Annotated in this window: 17 protein-coding genes; 7 read left to right on the forward strand and 10 right to left on the reverse strand. The window is 44.0% G+C overall.

Translation table 11 applies throughout. The features are described 5' to 3' along the window. Positions 1-2288: CHAT domain-containing protein (locus AC4II3_RS06645; protein WP_490722793.1), on the forward strand; the 2288-nt coding region annotated here is incomplete at its 5' end. Between the two features lie 14 nt (positions 2289-2302). On the opposite strand, the gene AC4II3_RS06650 is transcribed toward AC4II3_RS06645, so the two are convergent. The 5 genes from AC4II3_RS06650 to AC4II3_RS06670 form a co-directional block, all read right to left on the reverse strand. Next, complete coding sequence (locus AC4II3_RS06650) at positions 2303-3259, reverse strand: PhoH family protein (protein WP_488007948.1); 957 nt, start codon at positions 3257-3259, stop codon at positions 2303-2305. A gap of 209 nt (positions 3260-3468) precedes the next feature. Further along, complete coding sequence (locus tag AC4II3_RS06655) at positions 3469-3885, reverse strand: KH domain-containing protein (protein ID WP_293077631.1); 417 nt, start codon at positions 3883-3885, stop codon at positions 3469-3471. Beyond that, positions 3860-4108 carry a 30S ribosomal protein S16 gene (gene rpsP / locus AC4II3_RS06660; protein WP_070390611.1) on the reverse strand — a complete coding sequence of 83 codons (249 nt, stop codon included), beginning with the start codon at positions 4106-4108 and terminating at the stop codon, positions 3860-3862. The genes AC4II3_RS06655 and rpsP overlap by 26 nt, the downstream gene beginning before the upstream one ends. A 414-nt stretch (positions 4109-4522) precedes the next feature. After that, on the reverse strand, positions 4523-5962 hold the full coding sequence (gene ffh, locus AC4II3_RS06665; protein WP_488007945.1) for a signal recognition particle protein: 1440 nt from the start codon (positions 5960-5962) through the stop codon (positions 4523-4525). A gap of 141 nt (positions 5963-6103) precedes the next feature. Continuing rightward, the gene (locus AC4II3_RS06670) at positions 6104-7486 is read right to left on the reverse strand and encodes an IS200/IS605 family accessory protein TnpB-related protein (RefSeq protein WP_488007943.1); all 1383 of its coding nucleotides are present in this window, start codon (positions 7484-7486) and stop codon (positions 6104-6106) included. A gap of 31 nt (positions 7487-7517) precedes the next feature. On the opposite strand from AC4II3_RS06670, the gene tnpA reads away from it, so the two are divergent. From tnpA to AC4II3_RS06695, 5 genes are all read left to right on the forward strand, one after another. Next, positions 7518-7937 (forward strand): IS200/IS605 family transposase, encoded by a 420-nt coding sequence (gene tnpA, locus AC4II3_RS06675; RefSeq protein ID WP_488007941.1) that lies wholly within the window; start codon positions 7518-7520, stop codon positions 7935-7937. A 183-nt stretch (positions 7938-8120) separates the two neighbouring features. Continuing rightward, on the forward strand, positions 8121-9167 hold the full coding sequence (locus tag AC4II3_RS06680; RefSeq protein ID WP_488007954.1) for a S66 peptidase family protein: 1047 nt from the start codon (positions 8121-8123) through the stop codon (positions 9165-9167). Positions 9168-9474: 307 nt separating this feature from the next. Next, positions 9475-10536, forward strand: coding sequence for a uroporphyrinogen decarboxylase (gene hemE, locus AC4II3_RS06685; protein ID WP_488007939.1), 1062 nt, complete (start codon positions 9475-9477; stop codon positions 10534-10536). A gap of 427 nt (positions 10537-10963) precedes the next feature. Further along, on the forward strand, positions 10964-11959 hold the full coding sequence (locus AC4II3_RS06690) for an NAD-dependent epimerase/dehydratase family protein (protein WP_488007937.1): 996 nt from the start codon (positions 10964-10966) through the stop codon (positions 11957-11959). Positions 11960-13092: 1133 nt separating this feature from the next. Beyond that, positions 13093-13932: a hypothetical protein gene (locus AC4II3_RS06695; protein WP_488007935.1), complete on the forward strand. Its 840-nt coding sequence runs from the start codon at positions 13093-13095 to the stop codon at positions 13930-13932. 223 nt (positions 13933-14155) lie between these two features. Here AC4II3_RS06695 and AC4II3_RS06700 read toward each other — a convergent pair whose 3' ends face one another. From AC4II3_RS06700 to AC4II3_RS06710, 3 genes are all read right to left on the reverse strand, one after another. Beyond that, on the reverse strand, positions 14156-14374 hold the full coding sequence (locus tag AC4II3_RS06700) for a hypothetical protein (protein ID WP_488007933.1): 219 nt from the start codon (positions 14372-14374) through the stop codon (positions 14156-14158). Positions 14375-14487: 113 nt separating this feature from the next. Next, a complete protein-coding gene (locus tag AC4II3_RS06705) occupies positions 14488-15270 on the reverse strand; it encodes a peptidylprolyl isomerase (RefSeq protein ID WP_488007931.1) in 783 nt (260 codons plus the stop codon). Positions 15271-15404: 134 nt separating this feature from the next. Next, the gene (locus tag AC4II3_RS06710; protein ID WP_488007929.1) at positions 15405-16397 is read right to left on the reverse strand and encodes a calcium-binding protein; all 993 of its coding nucleotides are present in this window, start codon (positions 16395-16397) and stop codon (positions 15405-15407) included. Here AC4II3_RS06710 and AC4II3_RS06715 point away from each other — a divergent pair. After that, positions 16390-16578: a hypothetical protein gene (locus AC4II3_RS06715; protein WP_488007927.1), complete on the forward strand. Its 189-nt coding sequence runs from the start codon at positions 16390-16392 to the stop codon at positions 16576-16578. The two genes, AC4II3_RS06710 and AC4II3_RS06715, sit on opposite strands and share 8 nt — an antisense overlap. A gap of 822 nt (positions 16579-17400) precedes the next feature. Here AC4II3_RS06715 and AC4II3_RS06720 read toward each other — a convergent pair. Both AC4II3_RS06720 and AC4II3_RS06725 read right to left on the reverse strand, forming a co-directional pair. Continuing rightward, positions 17401-17700 carry a hypothetical protein gene (locus tag AC4II3_RS06720; RefSeq protein WP_488007925.1) on the reverse strand — a complete coding sequence of 100 codons (300 nt, stop codon included), beginning with the start codon at positions 17698-17700 and terminating at the stop codon, positions 17401-17403. 289 nt (positions 17701-17989) lie between these two features. Next, positions 17990-18298, reverse strand: a complete 309-nt coding sequence (locus AC4II3_RS06725) for a hypothetical protein (RefSeq protein WP_488007923.1) — start codon at positions 18296-18298, stop codon at positions 17990-17992. Between the last annotated feature and the right edge of the window lie 331 nt (positions 18299-18629).

Consider the following 18629-nt stretch of genomic DNA (forward strand, 5'->3'; position numbering starts at 1 on the left):
ACAATTCTGGAGATGCTTCATCTCAAGTTACCGACAATTCTGGAGATGCTTCATCTCAAGTTACCGACAATTCTGGAGATGCTTCATCAGGCAGTATCACTATTGGTAAGATCAACACCAGTAATCCAAATAATGGTCGTGGTAATAATGCTCCTGGAATTGAAAATAATAATGCTGGTCCTGTGATCTTATCGGCTCAAGGTGACATTATTTTTCGCAATAGTGATGGTTTAACTTTTACCCAAATAAGAACCACAGAAAGAAATGGTAATAATTCGGGTAATGTATTTTTGGAAACTAAAAATGGCTCTATTAAGATAGAGGTAGAAGAACTCGAGATCATCACCGAGGTTTCAGGGGGTGGTAATGCTGGGAAAGTAACCTTTCAGGTTCCAAATTTACAGAATATCGTAGATAATATCGATTCTGATCAGTTGCAGATCAACACTTCTGCTCGGGATGGTGGTAATGCTGGTGATATAGAGTTTGTTAGTCAGGAAGAGTTCACCTCAGAGCAGCAAGAAAACATAAAAAATAAAATCCAGGAAGTTTTAGATGCTTCCGGTGGAGGCAAGCCAGGTAAGTTTATTTTTAGCCGTTCCCCTGAACCTAAACCGAACCCTGAGCCGAACCCTGAGCCAGATCCTGAGCCAGATCCTGAACCAGATCCTGAGCCAGATCCTAACAAGGACGATCCAGGCCCTATCGTAACAGACCCTATCATAATAACAGACCCTCCTAAACCCGAGCCTCCTAATGACACACCCCCTGACAGAACTGAGCCCAACGATGGAGACAGTGGCGACCAGCGTGTCGTTTCCCCCTCTGACGAGACTATAAGTGACACCCAAGAGTCCTCTAGCTCAGACCCTAGTAGCTCAGACTCTGGTAGTTCAGAACCTGGAACCCCTACTGCGTCATCTCAATCAAATTCCACAACTGAAGAAGTTTCACCTGAAAGTGACCCAGTTTATTTGATTGAAGAAGCCTTCACCAAAGAATATGAGTCACACTTTCAGCGACCGTTCAAGACGAAAATCAACACTCAGAATGATGTCCGCAATCGGACTCGGGAGCTTGAGAGGGAGACAGGGCTAAAGACTGCAGTGATTTACGTCAGTTTTGTCGAAAACTCCAGCACATTACCAGGCACTCGATGTCAAACTCCTTCAATCCCTGTTTCCAAAATCGACCGACGGTTTGGTTACCGACTCTCTGAGGTGCCTCAAGCACCAGAGCGTTGCTTACCACAAGCAAACGACCAGCTGGAACTTTTGGTGATCACAGCTGAAGGTAATCCAATTGTGCGGCGAATCAATGGTGCCAGTCGCAATCAAGTCCTAGCTGTGACCAATACATTTCAGCGATCGCTTAGCAATCCCAACAGCTTGGATGCCAAAGACCACCATTACCCAGCTGAGCAACTTTATCGATGGATCATAGCGCCCTTGGAGAAGGAATTAAATGACCGCAAGATTCAGAGCCTAATATTTGCTATGGATGAGGGTTTGCGTTCCCTACCTATAGCAGCTATCTACGATGGGCAAGAATATCTGGTTGAGAAATATGGTGTTAACTTGGTGCCTAGTCTGAGCTTAACCTATTCTCGTCACACAGATGTGAGACCCTTCCAGGTTCTGGCAATGGGAGCATCGAAATTTCCTTATCAACAGCCTTTGCCTGGGGTAGAAGTGGAGTTAACCACCATCACTGAAAAACTGTGGAAAGGTCGCTCTTTTCTCAACGAAGCCTTTACTCTGGACAATTTAAGGGCTCAACGAGAACAGCAGCAATATGGCATCATTCACCTAGCCACCCATGCAGAGTTCAACTCGGGAACTCCTAACGATTCCTACATTCAGATGTGGAACCGCAAACTAAGGCTGTATGAAATGGAAAATCTGCTTTATGAGCCATCGGTAGAATTGTTGGTACTCAGTGCTTGTCGAACTGCTTTGGGCAATCGAGAAGCAGAGTTGGGTTTTGCTGGGTCAGCCTTTCAGGCAGGAGTTGACTCGACTTTGGCAACCCTTTGGTATGTCAGTGATCAAGGTGCTCTGGGGCTGACTACTGAGTTTTACCGTCAGTTGAGAAAGACATCCAGTAAAAGCGAAGCCTTACGACAGGCACAGTTAGCGATGATTCAAGGCAATGTGCGTATCGAGAATAATCAGTTATATGGCTCGGGCAAGAACATCTCGTTACCGCCAGAATTGTCAGGACCAGGAAAACAAAGCTTTTCTCATCCCTACTATTGGGCTGCTTTCACTCTGGTTGGGGATCCGTAGTGAATACCAATTCTTCACTTTTCATAGTTTTGATAAGCAGTAACAATCCTCTGAACGAGGGCATTACGGACAACATCCTTATTGGTGAGTTCGCAGAAAGCAATGCCTTCTACAGATCTTAAAATTTTTAGGGTTACCGCTAATCCTGAGGGTTGGTTGCTAGATAAATCGGTCTGGGTGAGATCACCAGTCACTACCATCCGAGAACGTGAACCCAAACGAGTCAAAACCATTTTCATCTGGGCTGGTGTGGTGTTCTGAGCTTCATCAATAATCACGAAGGCATTATTGAGGGTGCGACCTCGCATATACGCTAGGGGAGCCACTTCAATAATGCCCCGTTCCATTAAATTGGCAGTCTTCTCTGTATCAATCAGTTCATGGAGAGCATCATAGAGGGGGCGCAAATAGGGATTAATTTTCTGCTGCAAGTCTCCCGGTAAAAAGCCAAGTTTTTCACCAGCTTCTACCGCTGGTCGTGTCAGAATCAGTCGTTCATATTGATTATTTAGTAACGCCTGAGCCGCGATTACCACAGCTAGGAAGGTTTTGCCAGTGCCTGCTGGTCCCACACAGAAGGTGAGGTCATGGGTTAGTACAGCTTTGATATACTGCCGTTGCCGGAAGGTTTTAGCTCGGATCACCTCACCCCGGCGAGTATGAGCTAGCACATCTTGATGTAAATCTTGTAATTCATCCTGTCGCTTAGTATCTAAGGCATGAATTGCAGTTTGGATGTCTACTCCTGTAATCCTTTTACCTTCGATCCAATAAATTTTAAGCGATCGCACTAGGGATGATACCCGCTCGACCTGTTTCTCGGTGCCAGAAATCAATAACTCTTGCCCTCGCAGCACCAGATGCGCACCGGTTTGCCGTGATAGGGTTTTGAGGTTTTCTTCCTGGTCTCCCACCAAGGCGATTGCACTTTCTGGGCTGGGTAGCTCAATTGTTTTGGATACTTCACTCAAGGTTTATCAACTAAAGGCTTGCTGTCTGCTTAACGAACCTGTCCTAATTTCCTAGGGTTAGCGATGGGGAGTTGTCAATAGTGTTTGATAGTGTTTGATCAGTGTTTCCTGCCATTGGTAATGAGAGGTACAGCAGCAGGATGTTTTTTACTCCCTTTTCTCCATTGTCCTCTCATTACCCAAACCTTCAAAACTATTGCAATAGAGAACTAGGAGCGAAATCTTGGAGTTACTCTAGGTCTGGAAACTCGGCGAGGTAAATTTCTTCTGACAATGGTTCTACGACTAGGGCCATTGTCTCGACGAGGGCTACTACCTGAGCCTGAGCCTTCATAGATATCCAAATAAACAGTTTGGCCAGCAGCTTGGGCTGCTGCTTTAATTACTGTCCGAATCGCTTGAATATTGCGACCACCCCGACCGAAAACTCGCCCTTTATCCTCTCCATTAAAAGCTAGTCGAATCCAGACACGCTCTTTCCCATTTGATTTCTCACAGTCTACGCTGAGGGAGTCTGGTGATTCCAAGAACGGCTCGATTAAAAATCTCACCAGTGCTGAATAATCTGGGTCATCATCTCTAACAGAAGCAGATAGGATTTCAGGTACGGATTTGTTCAAAAACATTAGCTTTTTGCAAGATATTACGCACGGTTTGTGTTGGCTGAGCTCCATTTTTGAGCCACTTCACTATTGCTGGTACATTCAGCCTCGTTTCATCATTTCTTGGATTATAGAATCCCAGTTCTTCTAGAGGACGCCCATCACGGCGTGCATTGCTGGGAATTGCCACTATTCGATAGCTTACTTCACGCTTTTTGCCGAATCGTTTTAATCTGATTTTGATCATTGTACCTAATTAATTCACCTGTTTGATTTTAAGCGATCTTTGGGGGTTTGAAAGTGAACAGGTTGAATGGTGAAGATTTTAACTGACTCAGCAGGCAAGCCGCTACCTGTTCAGAATCTTCTCAGCTACCCGACACCCCACCCCTGATGGGAATGGGCTAACCTTCAGGCATACCTTCTACTGGCTAATCTTCTACTGCGTCACCAGGAGCTAAGCTACCCTACGGAAAGGCCAAAGGCGAACAACAGGCTAACCTTCAGGCATACCTTCTAGGAGCTAACCTACCCTACACCGAACGCCAAAGGCGAACAACAGGCTAACCTTCAGCGTAACCTTCAACTTTCTAACCTTCAACCTTCTAACCTTCTATTGGCATACCTTCTACTGGCTAACCTTCTATTGACTAACTTTCTACTATAATTCCCCAAATCCCTTCTTCTTCTTACCTTTTTTCTTTTTCTTGCCAGAGCCACTACCACGCCAACCAGGTAGATTACGAGAATTTCCACCCCCCATACCACCTAACATACCACCTAACCCTCCCATGGCTGGCATCTGACCTTGACCCATTTGCTGCATGAGCGATCGCATTCTGGTAAATTCACTCACCAGACCCCTGACGTCTTTTTCCGTATGACCAGAACCTTGGGCAATGCGGCGGCGGCGGCTCGGAGAGCTAGCTAATAAATCTGGGTTACGACGCTCCTCGGAGGTCATGGAGCTAATCATAGCTTCGGACTGCTTGAGCTTGGTTTCCCCTTGTTGAAGTTGAGAAGAACTGAGTTTGCCCATGCCTGGAACCAGTTTCATCAAGCCACCAAGGGAGCCCATGTTCTTTAACAGGCGCATCTGCTTCAAGAAATCGCTGAAGTCAAATTTTGCTTCCAGCATTTTCTGTTGCATCTGTTCAGCATCAGCGATGTCAATCTCTTCCTGGGCTTTCTCAACCAAGGTCAGTACATCCCCCATACCCAGAATCCGGGATGCCATGCGGTCAGGATAAAATGGTTGTAGTGCCTCGACCTTTTCCCCAACCCCAACAAATTTAATCGGCTGACCTGAAATTTGCCTGACTGAAAGGGCAGCACCACCACGACTATCCCCATCAAGTTTGGAGAGAATTGCCCCAGTAATGCCGATTTGCTCATGGAAGGTGCGGGTCAGGGTTGCTGCTTCCTGACCAGTCATGGCATCTACCACTAGTAGGGTATCGTGGGGTTGGACGGTTTCTTTGATGCGGGAGAGTTCTCCCATCATCTCTTGGTCGATTTGCAGTCGTCCCGCTGTATCGATAATTACCGTATCGATAGCCATTGCTTTTGCCTGTTCTACCCCTTGACGAGCAATGTCTACTGGGTCAGCTTCTGTACCTAACTCAAACACCGGTACATCAATTTGTTGACCGAGGGTTACTAATTGATCAATGGCTGCGGGTCGATACACGTCTGTAGCCACTAGCAGACAGCTACGTTCTTGCTTACGCAGATGTAAAGCGAGTTTGGCACTGGCGGTAGTTTTACCAGTACCTTGTAGACCAGCCATTAGCACAACGGTTGGTGGGGTGTCTGCTTGGGCTAGGGGAACATTGGTTTCCCCCATCACTTGCACCAGTTCGTCGTAGACTATTTTGATGAACTGCTGGTCAGGGCGAACACCTGATATGACTTCACTGCCTTGTGCTTTGGCTTCTACTCCAGCAACGAAATCTTTAACTACTTGTAGGTTGACGTCTGCCGATAAGAGGGCGCGACGCACTTCTTTTAGGGCGTCTTGGATGTTAGAACTAGAGATCTTGTCCTGACCCCGTAGTTTTTTCCAAGCATCTTCTAAGCGTTCGGCGAGAGCATCAAACATACGTCAATTGTCAATTGTGATGGTTTTGTTATTATGGTTACTTTACTAGGTCGCCAGACTTTTGATATACTATACATCTTAGCTACACATCCTACTAGGATAGCGCTGTTGGGGATTTTAGATGAAGTCTACCCCAGCATCCTACGGATAACTGGGGGTGTCAAAACCCACTACACTAGAACTAGGAGTGTTCCAGAGTGTAGAAAGCGTAACAGCCCGACTTCTAGGCGCTAAACGGGTTCTTTTGCCACGTTTAGCCTCACCCTTTTTATGGACAAGCTCATAGAACCAATACTTTGCAGCAATGTTGTAAGTTGCCTGCAAATCTGTGTTGTATCGTTTCCCAGTTGGGAATGTACACAGACCATAGTTTTTAGAATCGCGTCTGACCGAACCCGAACCATCATAGGCATTGCTGGAAGTGCCCCTAGGATTGACGTATTTAACCGTACCGCCTAGTTCATTCCACTTGGCTTCAGTCCAGGTTGCAATAGCCCTGTGAAGCCATCCATGGAAGCGTTGGCGCAGGTTAGAACGTTTCCGTCCGCCTCTAGGTTTCCAGCCTAAGAGAAGCTCAAACACAATAAATTTGGCTCCCCACGCTTCCGCAAAGTCCACCAGTTCTCTAGAGACAGAGTGAGCAATCTGGGTATTGATGTTGCTAGCCTTGCGGTAGTTGCCCCGACAAAAACCTTTATGCAACTTCCCATTGCTCAGACTGGCTTTTTTGCTGATTCGCTTGAGTCGTTTATCTCTGCGGTCTATGTCTCTACCAGGGTGAATGAAGCGCCTAGCTAGAACAGTGCCATCTGAGGTAACAACTGAAGCAACAGCAGTGGTATTGATGCCAAGATCAACTGATACGACTCTATTAGTTTCCTGCCTGTCATCTGGATTGCATCTGAACGGGACTGAGAGGTGACACTTTTTCTCGTTGACGATGAGATAGGGTGACAGCTTCTCATTGGTATCAAGCAAATGACGTTTGTATCCAGGTTCGATTTCTACCGGAACGAGCGTCCATACCCAGTCTGCGCCAGTGAAAACCTTAATCTTTGCGGTATCCATAGCAGCACCAAACAAGATGCACTGACCTTGGTACAGGGCCGGGTAACAGCCACAATCAGCGTTTAGCCGTGGTGGTTTAGCGTCTCTGCGCTTTCTGATTCCTGATTGCCACTCCATATAACGGGTGACAAATGAGGAAACTTGACCAATGGCAAAACTGATAGCAGACCTCCGGTAGTAGGAAGGGAACTTATAGAAACGACGAATGAAGTACTCGTACTTAGGATATTGATTCTGACGTGTCTTGTGCATCAACCGCTCAACCGCTGGAATTCTTTGCTTGCTGGAAAGACCACCCAGTTCAGGCCAATGGGTAAACACGACGCTAATCAACCCACGACAAATAGAACGGAACTCTTGAACTGTCAGCCTTAGAAGTTGACGTTGTAGCTGAGATGGCTTTAACTGCCATTTGTCCGTCCTAATTAAATCCTTTCGTCGTTTTTTCTGTGCCATAATGACTAATATTAGCATATGTCGTTAACCCATGGCTAGACAGTTAAACCGCCATGCTCACAGTGTCACAGCATTGAGTGTGCATATGGTTTTTGTCACGAAATATCGCCATGCTTGCATCATGGATGATATGTTGAAACGTATTCGTGAAATCATCGCCAAAATGTGTCTTAAGCGTGGTTGCATCCTAATGGATTGCCAGACTGACTTAGGCAAGCGTGACCATATTCACCTTTTAATAGACAAACATCCGAATATTTCCGAATCTGAGCTAGCAATGGCACTGAAAACCATCACCAGTCGAGAGATCCGGAAAGAGTTTGCAGAATATCTGAAGCAGTTCTATTGGAAGCCTGTTTTTTGGAAGCGTGGTTACTGTGCTGTATCAGCTGGGGGAGCCAGTCTCGACAAGCTGAAGGAGTACATGGAAGCCCAAGGGAATGCAGACTAGCCCCAAGACCCCTCACCCCCACCTGCTTCGCAAAGTTGGGGAATGTTGGGTTTCATTCAATCTGGTTGGTAAGCATTTAACCCTGGGCTATTCGTGACATTGATTCAAGGGTTTAAAATCAAGGCATGACTTAAGAGCTAATACCGAATTAGGGAGCGCGTGAATCAACTGTCTGTGCAACAGATGAGGGCTGGTTTTTCTGTATGCCAGCTACCACCACCATTAAAACCGCCAGATGTATTGCGGGTAATTGTTCCAAGTGGAACCTTGCGTGAGGTTGATGCTTTCAATCAGGGGATTGAGATTTGGCGATCCCGTGGCTACCATGTCCAATTACCACAGAACTGGAACGCTAGGGAAGGTTACCTAGCTGGGACTGATAGTCAGCGACGCCAACAGTTGCTCGAAGCCTGTCTTGACCCCCAATGTCGGGGAATTCTCTGTGCTAGAGGAGGTTATGGTAGCGCTAGACTTCTGGAAGACTGGACATGGCCAGAAGAGTTGAAGGTTGGCAAGTTGAAGGTTGAAGGTTCTCAAGACAACTTGGAACCAGATAACCTTGGCCAAAAGGCCACGCTACGCGAACAAACTGTAACCTCGACCAACCTGCAACCTTCAACAAACCAACCTGTAACCTCTGCTTTGAAGTGGTTGATTGGTTTTTCGGATATTACTGCTTTACTGTGGAGTCTTGCTGAAATTGGGGTTTCCGGTGTTCATGGTCCGTTATTGACTACTATTGCTGGTGAACCGGAATGGTCACTCAATCGATTGTTTGATTGGGTGGAAGGACGACCCATACCTCCCTTGAAAGGGGTTGGTTGGGGAGGTAGTAAAGTTTCTGGTGTGTTGCTACCGGCTAATCTTACGGTCGCTACTCATCTGCTCGGTACACCCCTACAACCTTCCTTATCAGGAGTTATTCTTGCTCTAGAAGATGTCACCGAGGCTCCCTACCGCATTGACCGGATGTTGACTCAGTGGCGCATGAGTGGTGCAATGGCCGGGGTGAAAGGTATTGCGTTAGGGCGGTTTAGCCGTTGTGCTCCTCCCAAGGATGTTCCTAGCTGGACTGTGGAGGAAGTGTTGCGCGATCGCATTTGGGATCTCGGTATACCGGTTGTTTCTGACTTGCCTTTCGGTCACGATGGGGTTAACGCTGCCCTTCCTGTCGGACAGCTGGTTGAACTAGATGCTGAGGCCGGGACCTTGAGTTTGGTTGGAGGTTAGCAGGTTAGCAGGTTGGCAGGTTAGCAGGTTAGCAGGTTAGCAGGTTGAAGGTTAGCAGGTTGAAGGTTAGCAGGTTGAAGGTTAGCAGGTTAGCAGGTTAGCAGGTTGTTCGCGTAGCGTGGCCTATTGGCCAAGCTGGAAAGCTTGTTATTCCGTTTGTTTCCATCACCTTTTAAGGAAGGCACTGTCTTAAAATGTAACTTATTATTAACACTTTTTTCATCTTCTCAAATCAGGAGAGTAAAGGGAATACCAGCATGATAAGCTGACAAATACACTTAAAAAAGTATAATAGGATAGATGCCATATGGCTGGGTCAACCGAGGTTCCTTATTTGTTGAGGGCGGCTCGTGGTGAGAAGTTAGAGCGCCCCCCTGTGTGGATGATGCGACAGGCAGGTCGTTATATGAAGGTTTATCGCGATTTACGGGATAAGTATCCGAGTTTTCGCGAGCGCTCGGAAAATCCAGACATCGCGATCGAGATTTCTCTACAACCCTGGAAAGCGTTTAGACCAGATGGAGTGATTTTGTTCTCTGATATTCTAACTCCATTGCCAGGGATTGGTATCGATTTTGATATTGTCGAAAGTAAAGGGCCAATCATTAACCAACCGATTCGTACCCAGGAACAAATTGACCAGCTACATCTGTTGGATTTAGAGAAATTTGGGTTTATCCGGAAAATTTTGAAGGCGCTACGGGACGAAGTGGGCAATGACGCAGCAGTGCTGGGCTTTGTCGGTGCTCCCTGGACTTTGGGCGCTTATGCCATTGAGGGTAAAAGTTCTAAAAATTACTCCATTATTAAAGGGATGGCGTTCTCACAACCAGCTATGCTACACCAATTCTTGGGTAAGCTAGCTGATGCGATCGCTATCTATGTCCGTTACCAAATCAATAGCGGTGCTCAGGTAATACAAATGTTTGACTCTTGGGCAGGTGAACTGAGTCCCCAAGACTACGAAACCTTTGCCTTACCCTATCAGCAGCGAGTAGTACAGCAGGTTAAAGCCACTCACCCAGATACCCCCTTCATTCTCTATATCAGTGGTAGCGCTGGAGTGCTTGAACGGATGGGACAGTCGGGGGTTGATATGGTCAGCGTAGACTGGACCGTAGACATGGCAGAAGCTAGAGCAAGATTGGGTCCTGATATGAAAGTTCAGGGCAATATCGACCCAGGAGTGCTCTTTGGGTCACAAGCTTTTATCCGCGATCGCATTGTCGATACTATTCGCAAAGCTGGCCACGAAGGTCATATCTTAAATCTCGGTCATGGTGTTTTACCCGGCACTCCAGAAGATAACGTTAGATTCTTCTTTGAAACTGCCAAACAGGCAGATCAATTAATGGCTGTTCATGCATAATAGTAGATAACACAAGAGAGAGTAGAGAATCGATAACTAGATTCTGTAGCATTTTCTCCCTCTAGTAGTCATAGGTTCGGGGAGCGCTAGTCCTCCCTAGGGTATCCTTCGGTCAGAGTTGGACCGGGCTTTCAAGGTGCAGACGTTTACTTGTCCACGTAGCCCCTCCACTAAATGGAATCCTCGCTTCAGTCTCATCCCCTTGAAGGGGATGAGATTAACAACCTTATGCAACTATCTTGAGAGTGCAGATACTTGATTAGACGACTAAGGATAGAATCCTTCAAGATGCATCACTACAACAATCACGCAAGTGTTCTTCACTCGATCAAAACCTTCTTGTACCCCTAGAAGTAGTTGACCTCGTTGTCTGTTTGTGTTAGGTCAGGATCGGGAGTACATAATTAAATTTAAAATCCAAAATCCCATGACCTCCAAGCGGATTTTTATCACTGGTGCTAGTGGCTGCATTGGTCACTACATCACTGAAGCCTTAAGTCTCGAAACTGACCATGAGTTGTATTTGTTAGTCAGAAACCCTGACAAATTAAAGTTTGACGACTTGAAATTTGGCGACAAGGGGCGTGCGGGCATTACCATCCTAAAAGGTGACCTGCGGCAGATTGAAGACTTTCGTGACTTGCTCAAGACCATGGATGCGGCAATTTTGGCAGCAACCGCTTGGGGAGGTCAACAGGAAACATTTGATATTAACGTTGCCAAAACTATCCAGTTAATCAACTTGCTTGACCCTACTGTTTGTGAGCAAGTAATTTATTTCTCTACTGCTAGCGTACTCGATAGGAATAACCAATTACTGAAAGAAGCTGGTGAACTTGGAACAGAATATATCTATTCCAAATACACTTGTCTGAAGCGCTTATCCCAATTAGCGTCCGCTCCTAAGATTACTACCGTCTTTCCTACCTTGGTACTGGGGGGAGACGAAACTAAACCCTACTCCCATCTGTCATCGGGACTCCCAGATATTGTCAAATGGATTAACTTGATTCGTTGGTTTAAAGCTGATGGCAGTTTCCACTTCATCCACGCCCAAGATATTGCTCAGGTCGTGCAATACCTGATTGATCATCCTCCCTCTCAAGCATTGAGTGCAGAAGCAGAGTGGATGTCTAGTGGTAGATTGGTTTTAGGTTGTCAGCCGTTGAGTGTCAACCAAGCCGTAGAAGAAGTTTGTAAGTATCTTGGTAAACAAATTTATTTTCGCATACCATTGTTTATCTGGCTTGCCAATATCTTTATTGTGCTGTTCCGGATTCAGATGGATCCTTGGAGTCGGTTTTCCTTGAATTACCGACATTTTATTTATCACAAACCCGTTAATCCAACCACCTTTGGTTTACCGACTTACTGTCCTACACTTACTGACGTTCTCAAAGTTAGTGGCATTAGCAGAGATTAGATTTTTAAAATCGTTACACTTTAAACTAGAAACAGGACTCCTAGTTAAGTTGTCTTTAATGTTTGAATTGCTGGAATCTAAATTATGCTTACTTCTAACATAACACTATAAATACTCCATAACTCGGTTCAATTCCACTGGCTTAATTCATTGATAGTTTTAGAGTCAACGACGTGATTAACCGAGTTTACTATAACCCACAAATTTATCTGACTATAATCAGATTATCATTTCCAGCTGACTAATTATTATATCTTCTTATATCCCTTATCAGGTAATAGATATATCAGGTAATAGATAATCGGGAATTGGTCTGGGGGTAATACAAGCACCCCAAAATAGTTACCAGCTCTAACTTTACAGCAGCTTTAAGTTTAAGGTCACTATGCTCAACAACTATATATAGACAATCATGAGCATAGTTTCAATTAATCAGAACTCAATTACTGAGAACTAACTCCCTGATTATTCCCTCAAAGTTGGATAAAAATCAGGTTAATAAATTGCATAACTGAATTGGGTAAAACCAATCTAAATAAGGATTATAGCCGACAGGTCATCTTTCAGTTAATTGATAATTTTGAATTAGTGATTAGTAGTTGATTGACGATTAACGATTAGTTATTACCCATTACCAAACACAAGCTATTCCAAGCTTTTAAGCACAGTTTAATCATGTAGTCATTTTTTTTATAAATCCTTTATGTACGGGAAATTAAGTTCACAAAATCTTTAAATAATCGATACCTATAATTACGCTGACTTTATAATTAATAGCGAATTTTTCGCTTATTCTTAATCTATAAATGTAAGTATTAAGTCGTCAGCTAACGCCCTAACTGCATCCTAACATTGCCAGCTATCACCAATTGTCTGATCTTATTGCTTACGTATAAATAGGGATTTTTTCCGGAGAAAAAATGATATAAATGAAAATTTTTACCATTCTTTATAATCATTTTCCGGATTTTGTGTTGGCACCAATAAATATCTGTGCTAACTGTTGAATCCAACAATGACAACACTAGTATCAGAAAAATTATTGTGCCTTAAATTTCCCAAATTTAACCGCAAATTTAGGCAATAAAAAAAACTTCGCTGGTTGAAATTTATTCCACAACACCAAACAAACTATGAAAATGAACAAAACCATTGCTAAAAAATTAGCACTCTTCGCTACAGTAACCGCTTCCGTTCTCGCTGCTGCACCAAGTCTGGCTGCTACTTTCGCTTTGTCTAAAGGATCCTTTGACTTGAAAAACTTTAGTACTGATCCTCTAGAAGTCGTTACCCTGGCTGAAGCCGACACTTTTGTGATTTCAAGTGGGGGTGATGTGATTGCTGAGGCGAACGCGGAGTCAAATTTTACTCCTGATTCACTCGATCCACTAAAACGAGCTCGTAATAAATCTTTGAGTACCGCTGAGGGTGAAGGAAGCAACTACCGTGGTGTAGCGGAAAGTTTTGCTGGACTTATCGGTTACAACTTCTTTGTCGATGCAGGGGAAACCTTTTCGTTCGATTTCAATGGTTTTCTGGATCTAATCACATTAATCGACAATCCACCTGCTGAAAATGCAACTGCCGAGGGCACTGTAGTTTTCGAGTTATATCACAGCGATGACTTAAGTACTCCCATCGACTTCTTCGCTCTCTCTGGTAACCTAGAAACTCTAGGAGATGATGATTTCCTTGTGTCTGCTCACAGTGACAATGTGTTTACTTATAACGACTTTACTAAGTTGTTTGGAGGAACAGAGGAATTTGCTCTGGCTGATGTTAAGGGTTATTATGAGCGCACTTTCGAGACAGCCACTTATTTGACTTTAGTCGAAGCTAAAACCAATAAGGTAACCGTTAAAGCTCCTGAATCGTCAAACTTGCTAGGCTTACTTTTCTTAGGTTTACTGAGCATTGGATACCGAGTCAAAACTCAAACTTTGACTCATAAGTCAAAACTATTAAGAGATTAATTCTACTTAATAGTATAATTAATACCGGTTAATCACATATCAATTATTCCCTGGATTGTTGCTAATTAGGAATTAGTAATCGGTAATGGAGAATCGTAAACTACCAATTACTAATCTTCCAAGTATTAATTACCAGCTCAGTAATATGACAATTAGTCAACCGGATTTGATATAATTAGTGATTAGTTAGCAAAAATACCGCTAGTGGGAGCAAAATGCTCCCTTATTTTTTCCCTGATCTTGCTCCCTTCTTTTTTCCCGTAGAAGATGCAACGCTAGAGCTGGAACTTGTACTATAACTCCTGCCCGACTCTCTGGTCACAGTAACCTCTTGACTGGTGTTTGCTTGCTCACCAGATCGAAATGCCCTACTTTCGGCTTGAACTACTACCTTGCCATCTGGTGAAACTATCCATTTTCTGATTATCCGGGAGCGAATCATAGTTTAATGCCTCCATGGCTTTTTTGATTGATGTTTACCTACTTTAAAGGGTAAACTAATGCGCGTAGCGCATTAGCTGACTTACCCATTACCCATTACCCTCAATCATGGCACTACTGACCCAACGCCTCGGCAGTTTGACTCTCAACATTATCAACCATAGTGTCACTATGAAGCATATAGTTGAGTTCACGATTGAGCCAATCCTGAAACAGTCTATCCAAAATCTCGTCATACCTTTCCGGTGTTAATTCAGCAGGGATAAACCTTTCTACCATCAAGATATGATAACCCTGAGGAGTTTTGACCGGATTGACTACTTGTCCAATAGGTACACCAAAGACAATCGCTGCTATATCTGGACGTAAATCCCAACGGTAAAGCTTCCCTTCAAAACCGCACTTCTGTCGGCGTTGCTCATCAATGTCGTAGATATGAGCTGCTTGATAAAAGCTAATTTCTTTTTCTTCAATTTGATAGAATAGTTCTTGGGCAAGTTTCTCGTTAGCTACAATAATTTGATAGAGCAAGATTTGGTCAAAATCTAGTCGGTTTTGACCAAAAAACTTTTCCACGTCTTTATCAAATAGACACTTGGATAACTTTTTAGCTAGCAATTGCTGGCGAATTCCGGCTTCCCAGTCATCGGAAGTAATCATATTATCCGCTAGCCAAGCTAGGGTGTCTGAAGCTTTCTCCAAGCGATTTTCGTGACGGAATTTATCGGCTTCTTCCTGAATTTCTTCGGCGGTGAGAGTTAAGTTTCTTTCCGCAGCAGCTCGATTAATGACTTTTTGATACAAAATTTTTTCAGAGACGTCTTTGAGCTGGATTTCTCGTTTCAGAAACTCAGTAATTTCCTGTGGTTCAAGGGATGCTCTAGAAAGAATAGTCATGGTTAGGTTTTCCTTGCTCAGATGTTAGCTGATGGGGTAATGGGGCAATATATGGGACAACGGATGAATTAACAGATGTAAGGGATGGGCTGATTCCGACTACTTATCAAGGTTATTCCTACTACTTATCAATATTATGCTAAAATTGCATCAGACACTGTGATGAAATCATCATTAGTTAGGGTGGTTGCACCCTGTCCATCTAAGGTTCCTTTGACTACAGCTAGAATATCGTTATTGAATTTCACCAAAGTGGCATCAGCAATGCCATTACCAGTGCTATCAAATACGTCTAAGACAATATCGTCTACTAAGACTTCGACTGTCAGACCAATCTTATCTCCTTCAAATTGATTGAAGTCAGTAATTTGATCAGCTAACCCTGGCTCAGTGATCGGGTTAGTTTCTTGGGTTAGAACAAATGTATCACCACCATTCCAGCCCGTGAGGCTATCTAGCCCTATGCCACCAACCAGGAAGTCTTCACCATCGCCACCATCTAAGCTATCATTGCCTGCTCCACCCAGTAAAATATCATTGCCATCCTTGCCATTAATACTATCGTTACCTTGGTTTCCTTTCAGGAGGTCATCCCCTGCCTCTCCGGCAATCTGATCATTGCCTTGCAGTCCCTGAATTTGGTCGTTGCTATTGTCACCGACTAGTTCGTCATCCCCTTCAGTACCAATGATAGTGTTGTCGTAGGTCGTGATGAAATCAGCACTGGTTAGAGTAGTCTCACCCTGAGCATTAACTGTTCCCTGAACTAGTGCTAGGATACCGTTATCGGGAGAGGATGCTAGCTTTACTAACGTCCCATCAGCTGTGCTATCACCATTGCTATCAAATACCTCTAGTAGGATGTCCTCCCCAGATAGTCCCCCAGTTAAACCAATCTTGTCACCCTCAGCAGCATTGAAATCAGTGATTACATCAGCTAGAGAGGGGTCAGTGATAGGACGAGTTGTTTCCAATCCCAGCACAAATGTATCGCTACCCTTGCCCCCTGTGACTGTATCCGTACCAAAGCCACCAATCAGGACATCATCCCCATCTCCCCCAGTTAGTTCATCATTGCCTTGAGTACCCCGCAGTGTACTATTGCCATTAATAGTAGTGATGCTCATCACGTTGGAGCCTACACCTGCCCTAACACCACTGATTAAGCGATCGCTACTGCTTGAACTCCAGCGATTAGTCCATGAACTGCTATTTCTGCTATTTGTTTGTGAGTCGTTAGTTACTATCCTACTACCATTGTTGCCATTGATAGTGAGGCTATTGTTTCTGATGGTTCTCGAAGAATAGTTTGAAGAATAGTTTGTACTGCCAGTTGAACTAGTAATTAAACTACGGTTCTCTCGGATGCTGTCTGTGATACTGTTTGTAATGCTCTGTGTGATACTGTTTGTAATGCTCTGTGTGCTGCTGTCTGGGACGCTATCTGTGATGCTCCGTGTGATGCTCTGTGTGATCGGCTTTTTTAACCTCTGTGTGAACCTCTGTGTGAACCTCTCTGTAATTCGGCTTATACGAGGAGGAAATGTCAATGTTCTGCTGAAATTAAACATGGCTATTAATCGGCTATAAGCCTTGCGTTACCCTTGAGCTGCACCTGCTGAATCTGCATTTTGGACTGTTAACTGTTGAGTGTTGACCGTTAAGTTTTCTACTGCTGCACAGATAGGTCTTACCTCTACCAAGCCTCAACTGTTAACTATCAACAAAAATCGCTCACTTCAAAAACTATGCCAATTAAATGGTGATTAGTTTAGCCAATAAAGTGTCTCTAGAACGCTGCTCCACTGATCGGATACTTGTCTGCTCATTGATTGGTAATTATTTAGAGATCTATCAGCCTACGCTTACCAAACATGATAAAGGGTTCAGATGAAGATTTTATCAGGATAATTCGCATTTCCAGGACTTACGCACAAGACCTTTCAAACTCGGTTTATCGTGATAAATCCAAGGCTGAAATCCATAGCTCTCATCTCCCCATATCCCCTAGGCGCTAGGCGATAGACCAGCGTTTTTTTAGCATATTCCATCGCCTCTTAACCCCTTCCCTATTACCTATTACCGAACATCTTGATTAACTTGATTAAGCTGTAGCTGGATTTCAGAAAATTACCTTGAGGAATATAAAAATATAGACCGACTGTCAGACACAGCACGGGAACTTCCCCTGCGAGTTCTAGTAATAGCGTCAGCCCTTGCTCTGGCTGTGCTAATCCCAAACTTAGGATTTAGTGTGGTATTAGTCCTAGTTCTTACTGAAAAACGCTTACCCCTAGCATCTGCATCTGCCGCAGCTAATGCCAAATCCTTGGAAGCAAATGTCAGGGTATTAGCAGAGGCTGATGCACTCCCAAAAATACCGTTTTCATGAGTATATTTCTGAGCAAAATCTAGATCCTTAATTATCATTATTTTTTTCTCTTTGCACCTATGCCTAAACTGATGACTCTCACCTTCCTTAACTAAAGACTTAACTAAAGGAGGAAGAAGGAAAGTTTTATGTAAGCTCACACAGCCAAATTTACCTGCTAAGTCCTGAAGCTAGCAGATATTCCTTGTATAGTCTGTCTATTGAATCTTAATTAAAGGGGGAAGCATTGGCGCGCCAAGTTATTTTATAGATATCAATGCTTCACCCCGTGCTTAGATTTTGGATGCAATTAAATACACCTTAGGGTCAGGATTTCCCTTCGTTCTATTAATCAGCTGCAACAACAGATACAGAGAATGCACTACCGCCACTGGGACCGATAAAGGCGTCAGTATCAGTTTCAACGAGGAAGTCGCCTTTACCCACGAATTCAGCGGTAGCTTCAGCATTAGCTAGGCGGCCCTTGACTTTTACCCTTGAATCAACATCCTTATCGATATCAACCCTGATATCAAGGTCAATATTCTTGTCAATATCTAACTTGAAGCGACGACCGCCGCGACGACGACGACGACCACCAACAATATTGGTTTCTTCGTTAACAACTTCGATGTGATTTAGGTCAAAAATATTCATGGTTGGTCTGCTCTTTTGTTTGTTAGTTTGATGTTAGTTAACAACTTGGTTGTTGTTAGTTTTATTCTACCGCTCTTGATTCAATTTGTCTCACTTGTCAAGCCAATTTGGCGGAAACTTGAATTAAATTAGTTAGGTAGTTAAAAACAACTTTGTTGTTGTTACTTTAATGCTACCGCTCTTACTTGAATTTGTCTCACTTGTCACGCCAATTTGGCGGAAACCTTAGCTCGACACTTGATTCAGTTAGGTAGGTAGCTAACAACAACTTGGGTTTTTGTTGTTGTTACTTTAATGCTACCGCTCTTACTTGAATTTGTCTCACTTGTCA

It is taken from the genome of Moorena sp. (assembly GCF_982860115.1).